We start from the raw sequence: 19,439 nt of genomic DNA, 5'->3' as shown, positions 1-19,439 counted from the left end.
TTTTTACTAAAACATTTACATCAACAGCTCTCGTTTTTCCACGGAAGTTCGTTGCTCAAATTTATCTTATTTCTACTATATTTCAAAAATTATTTTCCTATTGATTTACTCGACTAAAAATCAATTAGAACACATTTACAAATCTTACTATTTGTAAAAATTATTTTAAGCTTTGAGCCCATTCTGGAAAGGAATGAAAATCAATCCCAAACACGTAAGCGACCCAAAAATTAAGAATTAAAACTACTACAGTAATTGCTATAATATTAAGGATAAATCCCGTTTTTAACATCTCCCACATTTTTATTTTTCCCGTTCCAAAAACCAAAGCATTGGGTGCCGTTGCAGCAGGTAACATAAACGCCATTGAAGCAGCATATGTTACTCCCAACATTAATAACAAAGGATTTAATTTTATGGTATTAGAAACACTGGAAATTACGGGCAACATTATTTCTGTAGTGGCCGTATTGGAAGTGACTTCTGTTAAAAAAGTAATTCCAGCTACCACTGACGCAATCATCCCTAGATCTGAAAATTCTGCCAAACTCTTTAGCTGACTCCCTAAATAAACAGACAAGCCAGAACTAACAAATGCTTTGGCAATAGCAAAACCACCTCCTAATAAAAACACAACATGCCAAGGAATTTTCTTTGTAATTTTCCAAGAAACTAAGGCTTTATATTTTTCGGATGATGGAATCACAAATAATAAAAATGCAATAAAAATTGCGACAGTACCGTCATTTATAAACTGAGGTTTGTCAAACCAATGACTCCATCCCGGAATACGTACAGTTCCTAAAACCAATTCCTTTCGAAACAACCACAAAAAAATCAACAATAAGAAAACAACAAATACTCGTTTCTGTTCTGTTGTTGTTTTTCCAAGTGCATGATACTCTTTTTTAAAATATCCTTTATCTAAAGCAACTCTATTTTCTTTTTTAGGAACTCCAGTAAAGTATAAAAAAATCAATACCACTAAAAACATACAAATGGTTACTGGCAACGCAGCCAACATCCATTGTGCAAAACTTATTTCTGGAATATTAGGGTATAAAACTTCTGAGATTCTTAAAAAAGATAAATTTGGTGGTGTTCCAACTAACGTTGCCACTCCTCCGATCGAACAAGCATAGGCAATACTCAAAAACAAATTTGAATTAAATTTTCGGATACTTTTTTTTCCAAAGCGTTGATGTAAGACACTTGTAATTGAAATTCCAATAGGAATCATCATCATCGCTGCTGCTGTGTTGGAAATCCACATCGACAAAAATGAAGAGCAAAGCATAAAACCAAACAATACACTAAAAAAACTATTTCCTGCTATCGAAAGTATCTTTAAAGCCATACGCTTATGCAACTCCCATTTTTCTATTGCCAACGCTACAGTAAAACCACCAATAAATAAAAAAATTATATAATTGATATATGCTGCAGAAACTTCTTTTCCGTTTAAGACTCCAAAAACAGGGAACAAAACAATTGGCAATAAAGAAGTCATTCCAATAGGCAAAGCCTCTGTTAACCACCAAAAAGCAATTAAAAAAGTAATAGCAAGTGTGCTAACTGTTTCCGGTTGATTGTTTAGGTTGACAAAATTTAAGATCCCTATGAATAGTAAAATACCAATAAATAAATAATTGTAACGGATTTTATTCTCCTTCATAGTATTTTTAATAATCTTATTTACAATACATTAACAATAGTTGTTATTTCAAAACAGCAAACACTATCAAATGATAAACAACAAGTGCAAACACACACACAACATCTCAACCACCTACAAATGAAAGTTATGAAGCTATGTTTATTTTCCAAACTTTCCTTTTATGGTTGGTCTTTGAGTTATCTCATGATAACAAATAACATCTTTTGCGTAATAATGAAATACCATACTTTTTCTTGTATTTCCTTCAATGTTTACTTTATTTCCACCATGCATAAGATTCCCATGCCAAATAAGCATATCTCCTTTCTTCGCTAAAAATGTTTTTTTCTTTAATTTCGAACGAAACAACACCTCTTCTACCTTATCTTCATATGCATGGTATGATTTCTTTCCTAACTTAAATTTTGACCCTGAGTTATCATAGTCTTCATTCATAATATAAGGAAGTTTATGCGAGCCAGGGTAGTAATGCAAAGGTCCGTCATCGATGGTAACATCTTCTAAAGCAACCCAAGTAGCAATCAAATTTCCTTTTGGAAAGGTAGTCATGTGAACAGAATCTGAGTGTGTTCTTTGCTCACTCCCAGTATTAAAATTAATCGTCTGGAAAAGTTCCACTTCACGACTCAAAAGTACTTCAAGAATTCTCTTCATTTTACCATTCGCTATTTCATTTATTTTTTCAGAAAAACGATTGGCAAACATATACTTCTTACCATTATATCTTGGCTTCAATACCCCAGAAGAAATCAAATCATCAATCTCAAAATTAATACTATCGACCTCCTTTTCAGAGAAAAAATTAGAAATTACCGAATATCCATTTGTTGACCAATCCAATAATGCATCTTGAATCTTTTTCTCTAAAGCTAAAAAATCTGCATTTTCAGGTAAAAACTCTTTCGAGTCTTTTTTATCATACAAATTAATTTCTTCTTTTAACCCTTTAAAATCTTGATTCGATACAGATGAATAATACTTCTTTTTTAGTTTATACTTTCTATACAATGGAACATTGTGAGATAGATATTTCTTATTAAAAAAATTATAAACCTCGTAGACAATTTTATACTGTTTTAATTTCTGAAACATAGCTATTCTTTACTCTTCGATAACATCCAATTCAACTTTCAAATTCTCAATGATGAACTTTTGTCGATCTGGGGTATTTTTCCCCATGTAAAACTCTAGCATCTTATCAATAGACATTTCTTTATCCAGCATCACAGGATCTAAACGAATATTTTCGCCAATAAAATGAACAAATTCATTCGGTGAAATCTCTCCCAATCCTTTAAATCTTGTAATCTCTGGTTTACCTGTTAATTTATGGATGGCTTGTTGCTTTTCCTCTTCAGAATAGCAATAAATTGTTTCCTTTTTGTTTCGAACTCTAAACAACGGTGTTTCTAGAATATATAAATGCCCCTCTTTGATAACCTCAGGAAAAAATTGCAAAAAGAAAGTAATCAATAACAATCGAATATGCATACCATCAACATCAGCATCTGTTGCGATTACTATATTGTTATATCGTAAATCCTCAAGACTTTCTTCTATATTTAAAGCTGCTTGCAGTAAGTTAAATTCCTCATTTTCGTACACCACCTTTTTACTCATTCCATACGAATTCAAAGGCTTCCCTTTTAAACTAAAAACAGCCTGAGTATTTACGTTTCTTGATTTGGTGATTGAACCACTCGCAGAATCTCCCTCAGTAATAAAAAGGGTAGTATCTAATCGATTGTCTTTTTTCAAATCTCCCAAATGCACTCGGCAATCACGTAATTTTTTATTGTGAAGATTTGCTTTTTTAGCACGTTCTCTTGCAAGTTTTCTAACACCTGATAATTCTTTACGTTCACGTTCTGCTTGTAAAATTTTACGTTGTATTTGCTCTGCAGAATCCGGGTTCTTATGTAGGTAATTATCCAGATGTGTTTTTACAAAATCATTGATAAAAGTTCTCACAGTTGGCAAATCACCTCCCATGTCAGTGGAACCTAATTTCGTTTTTGTTTGGCTTTCAAAAACAGGCTCCATTACTTTTATACTAACTGCAGACACAATGGACTTCCGCACATCTGACGCCTCAAAGTTTTTTCCAAAAAACTCACGGACTGTTTTTACAACTGCTTCTCTAAAAGCTACTTGATGTGTTCCTCCTTGTGTTGTATGTTGTCCGTTTACAAAAGAATGATATTCTTCACTATATTGTGTTTTACTATGAGTCATTGCCACTTCAATGTCTTCACCTATCAAATGAATAACTGGATAGGCCATATCATCGGCATTGATGTTTTCTTCTAACAAATCTTTCAATCCGTTCTCAGAATAATATTTCTCACCATTAAAAACGATTGTCAAACCAGTGTTTAAGTACACATAGTTCTTAATCATTTTTATAATGTATTCGTTTCTAAATTTAAAATTGACAAAAATACTTTCATCAGGAGTAAAAGAAACTCGTGTACCACGTCTTTGACTTGTCGCCTCAGGAGAACCTTTTTCTAACAACTCTCCTTTCTCAAACTCCGCATAAACTGTTTCTCCATCACGGTACGATTGCACCCTAAAGTTGGTGGAAAGTGCATTCACTGCTTTGGTACCAACCCCATTTAAACCAACTGATTTCTTAAAGGCTTTTGAATCGTACTTACCTCCAGTATTCATTTTAGAAACTACATCAACGACTTTACCAAGCGGAATTCCACGACCGTAATCTCGTATCGTAACAGTATTACTTCTTAAAAAAATTTCAATGGTTTTACCAGCCTTCATAACAAACTCATCAATAGAGTTGTCTAAAACCTCTTTGATCAAAATATAAATACCATCGTCTTGAGAACTTCCATCTCCCAATTTTCCAATATACATCCCTGGACGCATTCTAATATGCTCTTTCCAATCCAGTGATCGTATATTATCTTCTGTATAAGTAGTTTCTGCCATAAAAATATCCTAAGCTAAGTTGACTTTTATTCTTCTATTTTTCAATTCCATAAAAAAATGTGAACCTTGCTAAAATAGTGTTTTAGCCCTAAAATTAAAAGGGCTTCTCAAATAATTATCAACAAGATTTTAAACGAAATTCTTATTTTAATTACCAGAACAATGTATTGTCAAATTTTAAAGTATTGATTCTTTTAATTCTCTAAAATTGTGTATTTTTGGCGCTTAATTTCAATATCATAAAATGTCGTTATCAAGTTTAAATGCCATCTCACCTATTGACGGTAGATACAGAGGAAAAGTAGAATCGTTAGCAGCTTATTATTCAGAAGAGGCTTTGATCAAATACAGGGTAAAAGTTGAAATTGAATATTTCATTGCTTTATGCGAAATTCCATTGCCACAACTATCAGACTTTGATGCGTCATTATATCCTGCTCTAAGGGAAATTTACACAAGTTTTTCTGCGGAAGATGCACTAAAAATAAAAGATATTGAAAGCGTTACAAATCATGATGTAAAGGCAGTTGAGTACTTTATCAAAGAAAAATTTGATGCATTAAACCTACAAGCATTTAAAGAGTTTATTCATTTCGGACTGACTTCACAAGACATCAACAACACTGCAATTCCTTTGTCTATCAAAGACTCTTTGGAAGAAGTTTACTACCCAACTTTAGACGAATTAACAGCAAAAATAGCTGATTTATCTGAAGAATGGAATGACATCCCTATGTTAGCTCGTACTCACGGTCAACCAGCTTCTCCTACACGTCTAGGAAAAGAATTGTTTGTATTTGTTGAACGTGTAAATCAACAAGTATTGCATTTACAACACACACCACATGCAGCAAAATTTGGTGGAGCAACTGGAAATTACAATGCGCATAAAGTTGCTTACCCAGATATTGACTGGAAAAGTTTTGGAACCAATTTTGTAGAAAACATTTTAGGATTGCACCATTCTTTCCCTACGACACAAATTGAGCACTACGACCATATGGCAGGTGTTTTTGATGCGATGAAACGTATCAATAATATTATTATGGATTTGGATAGAGATATCTGGACCTATATTTCTAGCAACTATTTCAAACAAAAAATTAAAAAAGGTGAAGTAGGTTCATCTGCTATGCCACATAAAGTGAATCCAATTGATTTTGAAAATTCTGAAGGAAATATCGGAATTGCAAATGCTTTGTTTGAGCATTTAGCTGCAAAACTACCTGTTTCTCGTTTGCAAAGAGATTTAACAGACTCTACTGTATTAAGAAACGTTGGAGTACCCTTCGGTCATACCTTGATCGCGTTTGCTTCTACCTTAAAAGGACTGAATAAATTATTATTGAACAAAGAAGCTTTCGAACAAGACTTAGAGAACAATTGGGCTGTGGTTGCAGAAGCAATTCAAACAATATTGCGTCGTGAGGCATATCCAAACCCATACGAAGCGTTGAAAGGATTGACACGTACAAATGCTGTTATCAATCAAAAATCTATTGCTGACTTTATTGACACCCTGGATGTTTCTGACGCTATAAAATCTGAATTAAAAGTAATTACGCCGAGCAACTATACAGGAATCTAGGCTTCGACAAGCTCAGCCTACTTATTTTAACGAGCTCAACCTATGGATTGATTTACAGCCATAGTCTGAAAAAAATATCATAGATTAAAAAAAGTACCCTTCGACAAGCTCAGGGTACTTTTTTTATTTAGCTTTACAATATGTTAAAGAAAATCACAACCTATCTCATCATTGGATCCTTAATTTTTGCTTGTAACAGCAAAAAAAATGCAAAATCATATGATTTTGAAAAAGGTCAGTTCATCTCATATTTAGCAGATAAAAAAGACAGTTCTAGCTTTTATCGCGTAGACAACTTTCAAATAGAAACCTACAGAAATAGCAAGGATACCTTTGCCATAAAATGGAAAAACAAATTTGAATTCCATTTGAAAAAAATCAACCCAAAAACAAAATTAGACAGTACAAATTTTATTGTGAGAATTACCAAAATAAAAAATAATGCGTACGATTTTGAAGCAGGGTACGAAAACAGTAATTTCAAACAAAAAGGAAGTACTTTTAAAATCAATTAAGAACTTAGCGGATTAAACGATAAAAGATAAAAGATAAAAATTCAACACAAACTATTTCATGGAAATTTTTACACAAGTAGACACCTGGGTCGCCCTACTAACCTTGACGTTTTTAGAAATCGTATTAGGAATTGACAATATTATTTTCATATCAATTGCCACGGGAAAACTCCCAAAACATCAACAAAAAAAGGCAACAAATATTGGACTACTTCTTGCTATGGTTTTTAGAGTCATCTTGTTATTAGGTGTATCGTACTTAATTGCGATGAAAGATCCTATTTTTAGCATTGATACTTCTTGGCTTGATACGCAGGTTTCCGGTCAGAGTATCATATTATTTTTAGGAGGACTCTTTTTACTCTACAAAAGTACCAGTGAAATAAGACATAAAGTAGAAGGAGCTGAAGAAAATCACAATACAGAACACAAGCCCACTTCTACGATGTCAAAAACGATCATTCAAATCGTATTGATTGATATCGTTTTTTCTTTTGACTCAGTGCTTACAGCTGTTGGTATGACAAATGGAACCAACGGTGCTTTGTACATTATGATAACTGCTGTAGTCGTATCAATGGCAATTATGATGTTGTTTGCAACACCTGTAGGGAAATTTGTCAATGCCCACCCTACAATTCAAATGTTGGCCTTATCGTTTCTAATATTAATTGGCTTTATGTTAATCACAGAGGGTGCCCATTTAGCGCACACCACTGTTTTTGATCAAGAAATTGGTGCAATCCCTAAAGGATATCTCTATTTTGCCATCGCCTTTTCACTCGGAGTTGAAGCGCTTAATATGAAAATCAGAAAAAAGAAATAACAAATACTATCTATATAAAAAGGGGAGCACAACAATTGTGCTCCCCTTTTTTATTCCGTAACATTTAATTTAATATATTTAAAGAAAAATAAGATCTATGATTACAACAACTACAGAAACAATTCCAAACAAAGAAATTACAGAAATTTTAGGCATTGCTAGAGGAAGTACAGTAAGAGCTAAAAGTGTAGCTAGTGATTTTATGGCAGGCCTCAAAAACTTTGTAGGTGGAGAATTGGATGAATACACTAGACTTCAAGGGCAATCTAGAGAACAAGCACTACAAAGAATGATCAACGATGCAACAAAACTAGGTGCTGATGCGGTTGTAAACATACGACTAACAACCTCAACGATTACTCAAGGAGCTTCAGAAATATTAGCATACGGTACCGCTGTAAAAATCAGGTAAGATGGAAAATATTCCTTTCTTTCTGCTTTTTATTTATGGAAGTTTCTTTTTTGCGTCCGTAGTGATTATTATTTATTTACTTATTAAAAAAATAAAAAACTGGGGCAACGAAGATTTCGAACAACGCGATAATTAAAAATAGTAAAAATGAGAAACATGATTTACATTTTGATTACAGCAGCATCCTTATTTAGCTGTGGTCAAACAAAAACAAATGAAAAACAGAACCAAAAACCCAATATTCTTCTTCTTGTAGGAGATGATATCGCCTTTGGAGATTTGGGCGCATTTGGTTCAGAGATCCCAACACCGAACATGAATCGTTTGGCAGATGCAGGTGTTAGATTCACTAATTTCCATGCATCACCAGTTTGTAGTGTTACCCGCTCTATGTTGATGACAGGATGCAATAATATTGAAATAGGATTGGGTGCTTTTGACTATTCATTCTACCCTCCTACCAAAGGTCTTTCTGGATATGAAGGTTATATGACGAAAAATGCTGTTGCTATTTCAGAACTACTTAATGATGCTGGTTATGATGTATATAAATCAGGGAAATGGCATTTAGGTGGAGAAGCACTTGGAGGACACCCACCTTTAGAATGGGGCTTCACCAAAGAATTTGGAATTTTATCGGGAGGTTCTAATCATTGGAATGATTTAGCGATGACACCTGACTTTGGCGACCCAAATGGCTTGAACGTTAAAAGAAAAGAACACTTTACGTTAAACGGAAAACATTTTGAAAGGCCTAATGGAGTATACTCTGGCGAACTATACACGGAACATATGCTAAATTTTATAAAAGAAGGGCATGCCGAAAACAAACCTTGGTTTGCCTATATGGCTTTTACCACGGCGCACTTTCCGATTCAAGCACCGGCAAACCTTATAGACAAATACTACCAACAATATTTAAAACTTGGCTATGCTGGATTAAAAAAATCTAGGTATCATAGTCTTAAGGAAAAAGGACTAATTACGGAAACTGCTATTGAACCTACATTCAATGACATTACACATAAATGGGAAAGCTTGTCACAAAAAGAGAAAGAGATTCAAGCTAGAGTAATGGCAACCTATGCTGCTATGATTGAAGATCAAGATCAAAGAACTGGACAGATTTTAGATTATTTGAAAGAGTCTGGTCAATTAGACAATACACTCGTAATTTATCTTACGGATAATGGTCCTGAAGGGTTTGAAGCTACACATCCTAAAACTGGAAACCCTGAAATGGCTAAGTGGTTAGAAACACAATTTGACCAAAGCTTCGAATCTATTGGTACAGCAGAATCTGAGCGCACAATCGGTGTTTCATGGGCGAATGCTGCGACAGGTGGACTTCAATGGTGGAAATGGTTTATAGGTGAAGGTGGTATTAGAGTACCTATGATGATTGTTCCTCCTGGAGCGTTCTCAAATAATTATGAACGTGCTGGAGAAATTTCAAATGCTGTGATATCTGTCAAAGATTTACCTATGACAATATTGGATTATGCAGGTATAACACACCCAAATACCGAATACAAAGGACGAAAAATCAAAACACCAACAGGAATTAGCGCGAAGCCTTTCCTTGACAAAACATCAGAAATTGTAAGAAATGAAGACCAATGGTATGCTTTTGAATTGTTCGGAAATGGGTACCTCATGCAAGGAGATTTTAAAGTTATTAAGGTGCGCCCTGGTATGTTCGGTGATGGTAAGTGGCATCTATACAACGTAGTAGCAGATCCATCTGAAATGAATCCACTCGAAACTGAAATGCCTGAAAAATTTCAAGCAATGAAAAAATTATACACAGCCTACGCTTCCTCTAACAACATCATGGAAGTAGATTCTCAATGGAACCCATTTAAAGCAGCAAGTGAATAAAAAAAATAGAAGATGAAAAATATACAGGTATCAATGATAATTGTTCTTGCTGTAATTATTTCAGCTTGCGGGAACAAAACGAAAAAGAAAAATGTCACAGAAAAATCTGTGACCATTACACAAAAAGTAGACAATGCGGTAATGAATCTGCAAAAATCTATTTCAGCTTATAAGTTGGTGGCCACGTTAGATCACCATAGAATGGCAGCAGCAGCAGGAGTTTATACACCACCTGCTATTGCTACTATATTTTCAGATCCTAAAATAGAAATTCCATTAGTCCAACAAAAACAGTTGGTTGGTCTTGATTTACCATTTAAAATATTATGTTACACAGAAAAAGATACTGCAAATGTAAGTATCGCTTTTACATCTGTCGAATTCATACAGCGTAGACATAATCTCGAACCGAGTTTGTTTAAAGATTATAATAATAAAATAGAACTAGTATTAAATACTTACCCTGAAAAGCTTATCTCGACTACAGACGTAAGTCAAGTTAATGAAGGCTTTGGTATTGTGAGTATCAAATCTGATTTTGATTTCCCAACCACTATAAACAAACTCAAAGAAACGGTAATGTCTCAGGTAGATACAAAATGGTTTTCTGAAATTGATTATAAAAAAGAAGCATCAGATTTAGGTGTAAACATTCGATCTAACACTTTGTTGCTATTTGGTGGTCCTGCACCAGGAGGAAAAGCAATGATGACCAGTCCTAAAATTGGTTTGGATGCTTTTTGTCAAAAACTATTAGTGTACGAAAAAGAAAATGGAGATGTTTGGATAGCATATAACGACATAGTTGCTTTTGCTGAATTGTATTATCAAAATTCTACGAAACCTCAACAAATGATCAATCAACGATTATTGACAACATTTTCTAAAGCCGTAACTCAAGAAAAATAAAGGTAACACTATACAATTTGCATTCGAATGTTGCTTCTATTTTCTGGGTTTTCTATTTCACTTATCAAACCTTAAAAACACATAAACAAACAATAAACGACATCAATAACCAAAAGAAATACAGATCAATCATAGTTACTCGTTTCAACTGTAGTTTTTCTTATTATAATTCACAAATCTATACGTATCAAACGCTTGGAGATTACATCCTTAAGCTTCATTCGAAATTATGAGCAAGAAAAAAAACTTCATAATTAGGGCATTATTATTTGGAGGCACCGCAATCTCATTGTTTTTTGTACCCTGGATTTTAATAAAGGCATGGATTTTACCATTACCTAACACAGTTCAAAAACAAGTAGATCAAGCCATTAGTCATGGTTTTGATGGTATCATTGTTTATGTAGATAAAGCGGGGCAACCTCCAGAATTTTATACAGCTGGTTGGAAAGATAGACTGAACAAAATACCCACAGATTCAAAATCGTTATTCAAAATTGCTAGCATTAGTAAACTTTATACCGCTGTTGCAGCTACGAAACTGGTCAAAGAAAAACGCTTATCATTCGATAAAACACTTACCTATTACCTTCCAGAACTCAGTGATAGAATTGAAAATGCTGATAAAATTACTTTGAGAATGATGATACAACATCGTTCAGGAATTCCAAATTTCACTGACAATCCTGCCTATTGGGAAAACGAACAAAAAAATGGAGAAAAAGCCTTAGATTTTGCACTAGACCTACCTGCTAGTTTTAAACCAAACACTGGGTATGAATATTCAAACACTAATTATTTAATACTTCGTAAAATTATGGATCGTGTTCTAGGCTATAATCACAATCTTTACATCAAAGAAAAAATATTAATTCCATTAAGACTAAAAAACACATATTTCTCTATAAGTGAGGTCAATTTGAATGATGTCATGAGTGGTTATTACACGGGTTATGATGAAGATTTTAAACCCCGAGAATATGGTATGCTAGCAACTGCAGAAGACGTAGGTATATTCTTGAGAGCCCTAAATGATGGCTCTGTATTCGATAAAGGAGAAAAAGAAATTTATCCATACGAATACCAACATGGTGGTTTAGTTGTAGGGTATCAAAGTCTTGCAGAATACCATAAAGATATAGACGCAGTGGTGGTTCAATTTATCAATACCACCGATTTTAATGGTTACGAATGGAACTTGTCAGAAATAACAATAAACCGTATCGTAAAAATCTTAAAAAAAGAAAACAAAAAGCTACAACACTATCAAACCAGATAATTGAAATATTATAAACTAGTAAAGAGGTGTTTCATTATTCTCGCCTCCCTCTCCCTTTCTGATTTTGAATGTACTTTTTATAAAGATTGGCATCGTTCAAGCTTGCTATTTAAACTTCTGTTGAACGATAGTTTCTCAATACAAATACAGGTTAAAAAAAATGCCTATTTGTCATTTCTTCGTAGATAGTTTTCTAACTTAATTTTGTACTTTTGTGCTTTTAAAAATCTAAGCATTTTTGCTTTTAATATTTTAGACTCAATGATTCTATTCTTTCAGCGCAATACAACAGTATTTGCAGTACAAACCAAAGAACTTTCACAAGAAAACATTCAAAAATTAGTATGGCTTTTCGGTAACGCTACACAAATTGAAGCTTCTAATTTAGAAGGGTATTTTGTAGGACCTAGAAAAGAAATGATTACTCCTTGGAGTACCAATGCCGTAGAAATCACTCAAAACATGAGTATTGATGGTATTATTAGAATTGAAGAATTTGAAAAAGTAGACTCAAAAGAAACAGAAATTGATCCTATGTTACAGGTATTGTATACCAACTTAGATCAAGAGATTTTCACAATCAACGTAAAACCTCAAGCTGTTTTAAACATCGAAGACATTGAAGCTTTCAACCAACAAGAAGGACTTTCTTTGAGTGAAGAAGAAGTTGCATACTTAGAAAGCGTTGCTACTAAGATTGGAAGAAAATTAACAGATTCTGAAGTATTTGGTTTTTCGCAAATCAATTCAGAACACTGTCGCCATAAAATATTTAACGGAACCTTTGTTATTGACGGAGAAGAAAAAGAAACTTCATTGTTTAAATTAATCCGCAAAACATCTGAAACACATCCGAATGGAATTGTTTCTGCATACAAAGATAACGTAGCGTTTGTAAAAGGACCAAAAGTTGAGCAATTTGCACCAAAGTCTGCGGACAAACCAGATTTTTACGAGACGAAAGATTACAATTCTGTAATTTCATTAAAAGCGGAAACACACAATTTCCCTACAACAGTTGAGCCATTTAACGGAGCTGCAACCGGATCAGGAGGAGAAATTAGAGACCGTTTGGCAGGTGGTAAAGGTTCTTTACCTTTGGCTGGTACTGCTGTTTACATGACATCATATTCACGTTTATCTCAAAACAGACCTTGGGAAACAATGAACGAGAGAGATTGGTTGTACCAAACTCCAATGGATATTTTGATCAAAGCTTCAAACGGAGCTTCTGACTTTGGAAACAAATTTGGACAACCCTTAATTTCTGGTTCTTTATTGACTTTCGAAGCAGATGAAGCTACGACAAGTACTGATTCCCTTCGTAAACTAGGTTTCGATAAAGTAATCATGCAAGCCGGAGGAATTGGATACGGAAAAAACGAACAAGCCTTAAAAGACACGCCTTCTGAAGGTGATAAAATTGTAATTCTAGGTGGTGACAACTACCGAATTGGTATGGGTGGAGCTGCTGTTTCTTCTGCCGATACTGGTGGAATGGACAGCCAACTTGAGTTAAACGCGGTACAACGTTCAAATCCTGAAATGCAAAAAAGAGCGGCAAATGCTGTTAGAGGAATGGTTGAGAGCGATGTAAATCCTATCGTATCAATTCACGATCATGGTGCAGGTGGACACTTAAACTGTTTGTCAGAATTGGTAGAAGACACAGGTGGAAAAATCAACTTGGACAAATTACCGGTTGGAGACCCTACCCTATCTGCTAAAGAAATTATCGGAAATGAATCTCAAGAAAGAATGGGATTGGTGATCGATGAAGCGCATGTCGACTACTTAAATAAAGTTGCAGAAAGAGAACGTTCTCCAATGTACACTGTTGGTGATGTTACCAATGACAATCAATTTACTTTTGAATCTGCTACTACAGGTGAAAAACCTATGGATTTAGCAATGGAAGATATGTTTGGTAGTTCTCCAAAAACTATTATGAATGATACAACCACTGCTCGTAACTATAAAGAATTAAACTACGATCAAGAAAATATTCATGAGTATTTAGAAAACGTTTTACAACTTGAAGCCGTTGCTTGTAAAGACTGGTTGACAAATAAAGTAGATCGTTGTGTTGGTGGAAAAGTTGCCAAACAACAAACTGCAGGTCCATTGCAATTGCCATTGAATGATGTTGCTGTTATGGCCTTAGATTACAAAGGTAAAGAAGGTATTGCAACTAGTATTGGTCATGCGCCTGTATCGAGTTTGATAAACGAAGTAGCAGGATCTAGAAATGCCATTGCAGAATCATTGACCAACTTAGTTTGGGCTCCTTTAGAAGAAGATTTAAAATCTGTTTCTCTTTCTGCAAACTGGATGTGGCCTTGTAAAAACGAAGGTGAAGATGCTCGTTTGTACAATGCTGTTGAAGCGGTTTCTAATTTTGCCATCGAACTAGGAATCAATATTCCTACAGGAAAAGATTCATTATCGATGAAACAAAAATACCCTAATGAAGAGGTTATTGCTCCGGGTACTGTAATTATTTCAGCTGCTGCACATTGTAATGACATCAACAAAGTTGTAGAACCGGTATTCCAAAAAAGAGCACAAAACAAAATTTATCATATAGATTTTTCAAATGACAGTTTTAAATTAGGAGGATCTTCTTTTGCACAAGCTATTGCTGGTATAGGGAACGATAGTCCTAATATAAACGATTCTGAAAAATTCAAATCAGCCTTCAATACAATTCAACAATTGATCAAAGAAGGTCGTATTTTGGCAGGTCATGATATCTCTGGGGGTGGTATGATTACTACACTTTTAGAAATGTGTTTCTCTCAACAAATGTTAGGTGCTAATATTGATATCACTGCTTTAGGTGAAGCAGACACAATCAAAGCCTTATTTGCCGAAAATAGTGGAGTTATCATTCAATCAGACGACGCTGAAATTGAGAATATTTTAACTGCAAACGGAGTTAAATTTACCGTTTTAGGAAATGCAATTAGAAGTAGTGAAATGACCATTAAAAATGGTGATACTACTGAAATTTTCAACATAGAATACTTACGCGATATTTGGTTTGGAACGTCGTTTTTATTAGATGACAAGCAAACTGCAAATGGTTTGGCAACTGCACGTTTTAACAATTATAAAGAACAACCATTACAGTTCGAATTCCCTTCTCAGTTTACTGGTAAACTCCCTAGTTTTGACGCTAGAAAACCAAGACCTAAAGCTGCCATCATTCGTGAAAAAGGATCAAACTCAGAAAGAGAAATGGCCAATGCTATGTACTTAGCTGGTTTCGACGTAAAAGATGTACATATGACCGACTTGATTTCAGGTCGTGAAAATTTAGAAGATGTTCAATTTATCGGAGCTGTTGGTGGATTTTCTAACTCAGATGTTTTAGGTTCAGCTAAAGGTTGGGCAGGAGCATTTTTGTATAACGAAAAAGCAAAAACTGCCTTAGACAATTTCTTTAAACGTGAAGATACGTTGTCTATTGGTATTTGTAACGGTTGTCAGTTGTTTGTTGAATTAGGTTTGATCAACCCTGATCACGAAGAAAAACCAAAAATGGGTCACAACGATTCATTCAAACACGAAAGTGGATTTACTTCTGTAAAAATTCAAGAGAACAATTCTGTGATGTTAAACTCATTAGCAGGTAGTACATTAGGAGTTTGGATTTCTCATGGTGAGGGTAAATTTAACTTACCTTACAACGAAGAGAAATACAACATCGTTGCGAAATACGGTTATGAAGGGTATCCAGCGAATCCAAATGGATCTGACTTTAACACGGCAATGATGACCTCAAATGATGGTCGTCACTTAGTGATGATGCCTCATATAGAACGTTCTATTTTTCAATGGAACTGGGCGAACTACCCTGTTGGACGTAAAGATGAAGTTTCTCCATGGTTAGAAGCATTTATCAATGCTAAAAATTGGTTGACGAAATAGTCTTTCATTAATAACATATAAAAATCCCACAAGATTACTTGTGGGATTTTTTATAATAGTACTATTCATAAATACAAGCACTCTAGAATCTAATAAAGTTGTTGATTTTTAACTCAGTACAAAACCAAAAAAATAATTATAATATTTTATTTTCTAAAATTATTTATATATTTACGCTTTATTATTTTGCTTGAAATCATAAAAATTAAACAAACTACCTCTCTTAAGTTGTTTAAATGTTCTTAACCAATTAGTTTGCAAACTAATCGAACATAACAACAACGTCTCTCCAATAAGGGTTTTTTAATAACTAACAGGTAATCTATCGATTATCTAAAAAACCGTATTATGAAGCAAAATATCCTACTCTATTGTTTAATTTTTACTCAATTCATTTTTGCAAATGACTTTTATGTTTCCAAAGATGGAAAAGACACAAATAACGGATCTGTAAACAGTCCATTTAAAACCATCCAAAAAGCAGCAAACAGCATGGCCTCTGGTGATATTTGTTATATAAAAAGAGGTGTATATCGAGAACAAATTACCATTACCAAAAACAATGTTACATTCACAAATTTCGAAAATGACAAAGTAATTGTTACAGGAGCTGACATAGTTACTGGTTGGTCTGCGAGTAATCAAGGAAATGGCATATTCGAAACAAACTATCCAGGTTCTGAATCTCAATACACGATGCTATTTATCAATGGTAAACGGCAAGGAATGGCAAGATGGCCAAATAATTTAGGAGACGAAATGATGATGCCTGAAGACAAGTCAACAGGGTACGAAGACTGTCAAGTTTTTACTGGTGTAAAAGGTCAAAAAAGTCGTCAGGTAAACTTCCCAAATATGACCGGTTTCCCTAACAATTTCTTTAAAGGAGGTGTTTTTAGAGGAATCAACGGAAAAAAATGGATCAATCCTATGGGAACCATCACCGCTTCTTCTGGCAAAAATCTTACTGTTGACGCTATTACTTCAGGATGGATTGATAATAGTGAAAAAATATTTACAGATAGTGGAAAAGGTTTCGGTTTCATTTATCATTTGAATGCTCTAGATAAAGCGGGAGAATGGTTTCAAAAAGACAACAAATTATATTTAATGCCACCAGCTGGTGAAAATCCAAATGATTTACAAATTTCTATTAAAAAGAGAAAGTGGGCCTTCGTACTCAACAACCGAAACAATGTGAAATTGAAAGGAATTTCAATTCATGCAGCTTCGTTAAATATAAACAACACCAACAATACACTCATTGAAGATTGCTCTATTCAATACATACAATCTTTTTTCACAAGATCAGGTTATGGAGTTTCATTTTCTCAACAAGGTGGAATTTATGTAAAAGGAAACAACAACAAATTCAAGAATTGCTATGTTGCTCATAGTTGGGGGCATGGTATCTATATTGATGGAGGTACAAATAATAGTGTAGAAGAATGTAAAATCGAAGATATTGGATGGATTGGTCAATTTACTTCTTCATTGCAAAATTTCGGTGACGGAACTGTAGTTACAAAGTCAACATTTGGTGCATCAGGAAGATTTCATATCAGAACCAACGGACAAATCAATATCACCTACAATGATTTATATGATTGTATGAAAATGGGACAAGATGCAGGTTCTATTCAATGTACGAATGCTAGTAATTGGGGAATACCTTTAGATATGAAAGGCTCTGAAATTGCATACAACCGAATTCACGATTGCAATACACTAACAGATGGAATAAAAGAATTTGTATTGGCGCTTTACCTAGAAGGTTGTTATAATTATACTGTTCACCATAATTTAATTTATAATTTTATTACTGATGTCGTGCCAGATGGAACATTTGCATATTTAGGCCCAAGAAAAGCGAAAATAAAGGATTGTTATTACTACAACAATACGGTATGGAATGTCAATTGGGCGGTTCGTGTTTGGAATAGAGACAACGAAGGTGACGTTGAAAATGTTCGTTTTTGGAATAATATTATCGACAGCAAAGCTGATTATCAAGAAACTAAAAACACAAGATCTCTCTTTGATCTAATGAGTTTTTCTAACAATTTCGACACGGCATCAGGTAATGGGAGTTCATTGTTTGTTGATGCGCCAAATGGTGATTTTAGACTTAAAAATGGTGTTGGACCAATTGATTTCGGAAGAAACATCAACGGAATTACCGATGGATATTCGGGTAACGCTCCCGATGCTGGTGCGATTGAACGTGGAACAAATTTCCCACAGGTGGGGTCTACTATAGACACTTCGAATTTTAACGATGGTGATTATTTAACAAGTAATCTCTTAACTCCTGCTATTAGTTTTAGAAATCTTCCAAGTGAATTTAGTAAAACACAAAATATTCTAGTAGATGTAAATTATAGTTCAGATTCAGAAAATCAACTTGTTGGAGTTCTACACTCTCCCACGGGTACTTGGTTGGGTAATGATCGAGTTACAATACAATCTGGAGCAAACAAAAAAGCAACACTAAATATCGACTTGAGCGCATTACCAGCAAGTGACCAAGATTACAAAATAACCATTTCACTGAGACCTGTAGGTGGAAATGCAGCTACAAGTTATGTAACAAAAACAGCTTTTGTAGATATTACAGACAGCACTTTAAGTGCCAAGGGTTTCAATTCTAAAACTAGCAAATACATCTACCCTAATCCAGCTACAAATCAGTTAAACTTTAGTATCGCTGAGCATTGGGTAATCTATGATGTAATGGGAGTTGTTCTATTAAAAGGAAACCAAAAATCAGCAAATATTTCTTTCCTACCAAGTGGATATTATACTGTAAAACAAGGTGATACCATCTTTAAATTGATTAAAAAATAATTAAATTTATAAAAATAAATATTTTTGAATAGGAACAAATTCCCTCAAGTATATCTTGAGGGAATTTATTTTTAGAAACCCCAACTAAAAAAACTCTTCGTACATTTATCATATATTAATGTATCCTCTTTTCGGTTAAAATTTACATCCATGAAAGCTATTATTCAATTCACAACTCTCCTATTATTTACGCTATTGATTTCTTGTAAAGATTCAGAAAACATAACCAAATGTGGTACAGCAGCAATAGTAAATAGTGAGTTATACACATCAGCCCCCAATGATAAAATCTTTATCAATAATGCAAGAATCGAAGAAGATTGTCTTTATATTGAAATTGGTGCTAGTGGGTGTAGCGGAGATTCTTGGGAAATTAATCTATACGCCACAGAAGAAATTTTAGAATCTTTTCCACCCCAAAGAAACGTCCGATTATCTTTAAAAAACGATGAAATGTGCCAAGCTTATTTTACTCGAGAACTGATTTTTGACATTTCAAATTTAAAAACTAATGGTTCTGAATTACAGTTGAATTTAACTGATTTTGAAGACTCTTTACTTTATAAGCACTAAGAAAATTCTGTTTACCCATACAGATTCGAGTCATTTTTTCGCATAA

Annotated in this window: 13 protein-coding genes; 10 read left to right on the top strand and 3 right to left on the bottom strand. The window is 34.1% G+C overall.

What is annotated here, in order from left to right; all coding sequences use genetic code 11:
* Positions 1–160: 160 nt before the first annotated feature.
* The 3 genes from F6P99_RS05120 to F6P99_RS05110 all read right to left on the bottom strand — a co-directional run bounded on the left by F6P99_RS05120 (position 161) and on the right by F6P99_RS05110 (position 4,630).
* The gene (locus F6P99_RS05120; protein ID WP_152286390.1) at positions 161–1,675 is read right to left on the bottom strand and encodes an SLC13 family permease; all 1,515 of its coding nucleotides are present in this window, start codon (positions 1,673–1,675) and stop codon (positions 161–163) included.
* Between the two features lie 141 nt (positions 1,676–1,816).
* A complete protein-coding gene (locus F6P99_RS05115; protein WP_152286389.1) occupies positions 1,817–2,770 on the bottom strand; it encodes a phytanoyl-CoA dioxygenase family protein in 954 nt (317 codons plus the stop codon).
* 9 nt (positions 2,771–2,779) lie between these two features.
* Positions 2,780–4,630: a DNA topoisomerase IV subunit B gene (locus F6P99_RS05110; protein ID WP_152286388.1), complete on the bottom strand. Its 1,851-nt coding sequence runs from the start codon at positions 4,628–4,630 to the stop codon at positions 2,780–2,782.
* A 244-nt stretch (positions 4,631–4,874) separates the two neighbouring features.
* Between F6P99_RS05110 and purB the strand changes: the two genes are divergently transcribed.
* From purB to F6P99_RS05060, 10 genes are all read left to right on the top strand, one after another.
* The gene (gene purB / locus F6P99_RS05105; protein WP_152286387.1) at positions 4,875–6,218 is read left to right on the top strand and encodes an adenylosuccinate lyase; all 1,344 of its coding nucleotides are present in this window, start codon (positions 4,875–4,877) and stop codon (positions 6,216–6,218) included.
* A 140-nt stretch (positions 6,219–6,358) separates the two neighbouring features.
* Positions 6,359–6,733 carry a hypothetical protein gene (locus tag F6P99_RS05100; RefSeq protein WP_152286386.1) on the top strand — a complete coding sequence of 125 codons (375 nt, stop codon included), beginning with the start codon at positions 6,359–6,361 and terminating at the stop codon, positions 6,731–6,733.
* A gap of 58 nt (positions 6,734–6,791) precedes the next feature.
* The gene (locus F6P99_RS05095; protein WP_152286385.1) at positions 6,792–7,559 is read left to right on the top strand and encodes a TerC family protein; all 768 of its coding nucleotides are present in this window, start codon (positions 6,792–6,794) and stop codon (positions 7,557–7,559) included.
* Between the two features lie 97 nt (positions 7,560–7,656).
* Positions 7,657–7,971 carry a YbjQ family protein gene (locus F6P99_RS05090; RefSeq protein WP_152286384.1) on the top strand — a complete coding sequence of 105 codons (315 nt, stop codon included), beginning with the start codon at positions 7,657–7,659 and terminating at the stop codon, positions 7,969–7,971.
* A 156-nt stretch (positions 7,972–8,127) separates the two neighbouring features.
* Positions 8,128–9,852: an arylsulfatase gene (locus F6P99_RS05085; RefSeq protein WP_193316004.1), complete on the top strand. Its 1,725-nt coding sequence runs from the start codon at positions 8,128–8,130 to the stop codon at positions 9,850–9,852.
* Between the two features lie 12 nt (positions 9,853–9,864).
* Positions 9,865–10,761, top strand: a complete 897-nt coding sequence (locus tag F6P99_RS05080) for a DUF302 domain-containing protein (RefSeq protein WP_152286382.1) — start codon at positions 9,865–9,867, stop codon at positions 10,759–10,761.
* Positions 10,762–10,990: 229 nt separating this feature from the next.
* A complete protein-coding gene (locus F6P99_RS05075; protein ID WP_152286381.1) occupies positions 10,991–12,040 on the top strand; it encodes a serine hydrolase domain-containing protein in 1,050 nt (349 codons plus the stop codon).
* Between the two features lie 261 nt (positions 12,041–12,301).
* Positions 12,302–15,973, top strand: a complete 3,672-nt coding sequence (gene purL, locus F6P99_RS05070; RefSeq protein WP_152286380.1) for a phosphoribosylformylglycinamidine synthase — start codon at positions 12,302–12,304, stop codon at positions 15,971–15,973.
* A gap of 348 nt (positions 15,974–16,321) precedes the next feature.
* Positions 16,322–18,820, top strand: a complete 2,499-nt coding sequence (locus tag F6P99_RS05065) for a T9SS type A sorting domain-containing protein (protein WP_152286379.1) — start codon at positions 16,322–16,324, stop codon at positions 18,818–18,820.
* Between the two features lie 150 nt (positions 18,821–18,970).
* Positions 18,971–19,393: a hypothetical protein gene (locus tag F6P99_RS05060; protein ID WP_152286378.1), complete on the top strand. Its 423-nt coding sequence runs from the start codon at positions 18,971–18,973 to the stop codon at positions 19,391–19,393.
* Positions 19,394–19,439: the final 46 nt, after the last annotated feature.

Source organism: Flavicella marina (assembly GCF_009193215.1).
Classification (GTDB): domain Bacteria; phylum Bacteroidota; class Bacteroidia; order Flavobacteriales; family Flavobacteriaceae; genus Flavicella; species Flavicella marina.
Note: the sequence above shows the minus strand (reverse complement) of the source record. Positions and strands in the feature narration are given on the sequence as shown.

Excerpts from the sequence above, each read along its gene's own strand:
- F6P99_RS05120 (WP_152286390.1), bottom strand. The coding sequence starts at position 1,675 with ATGAAGGAGAATAAAATCCGTTACAATTATTTATTTATTGGTATTTTA.
- F6P99_RS05115 (WP_152286389.1), bottom strand. The coding sequence starts at position 2,770 with ATGTTTCAGAAATTAAAACAGTATAAAATTGTCTACGAGGTTTATAAT.
- F6P99_RS05110 (WP_152286388.1), bottom strand. The coding sequence starts at position 4,630 with ATGGCAGAAACTACTTATACAGAAGATAATATACGATCACTGGATTGG.
- purB (WP_152286387.1), top strand. The coding sequence starts at position 4,875 with ATGTCGTTATCAAGTTTAAATGCCATCTCACCTATTGACGGTAGATAC.
- F6P99_RS05100 (WP_152286386.1), top strand. The coding sequence starts at position 6,359 with ATGTTAAAGAAAATCACAACCTATCTCATCATTGGATCCTTAATTTTT.
- F6P99_RS05095 (WP_152286385.1), top strand. The coding sequence starts at position 6,792 with ATGGAAATTTTTACACAAGTAGACACCTGGGTCGCCCTACTAACCTTG.
- F6P99_RS05090 (WP_152286384.1), top strand. The coding sequence starts at position 7,657 with ATGATTACAACAACTACAGAAACAATTCCAAACAAAGAAATTACAGAA.
- F6P99_RS05085 (WP_193316004.1), top strand. The coding sequence starts at position 8,128 with ATGATTTACATTTTGATTACAGCAGCATCCTTATTTAGCTGTGGTCAA.
- F6P99_RS05080 (WP_152286382.1), top strand. The coding sequence starts at position 9,865 with ATGAAAAATATACAGGTATCAATGATAATTGTTCTTGCTGTAATTATT.
- F6P99_RS05075 (WP_152286381.1), top strand. The coding sequence starts at position 10,991 with ATGAGCAAGAAAAAAAACTTCATAATTAGGGCATTATTATTTGGAGGC.
- purL (WP_152286380.1), top strand. The coding sequence starts at position 12,302 with ATGATTCTATTCTTTCAGCGCAATACAACAGTATTTGCAGTACAAACC.
- F6P99_RS05065 (WP_152286379.1), top strand. The coding sequence starts at position 16,322 with ATGAAGCAAAATATCCTACTCTATTGTTTAATTTTTACTCAATTCATT.
- F6P99_RS05060 (WP_152286378.1), top strand. The coding sequence starts at position 18,971 with ATGAAAGCTATTATTCAATTCACAACTCTCCTATTATTTACGCTATTG.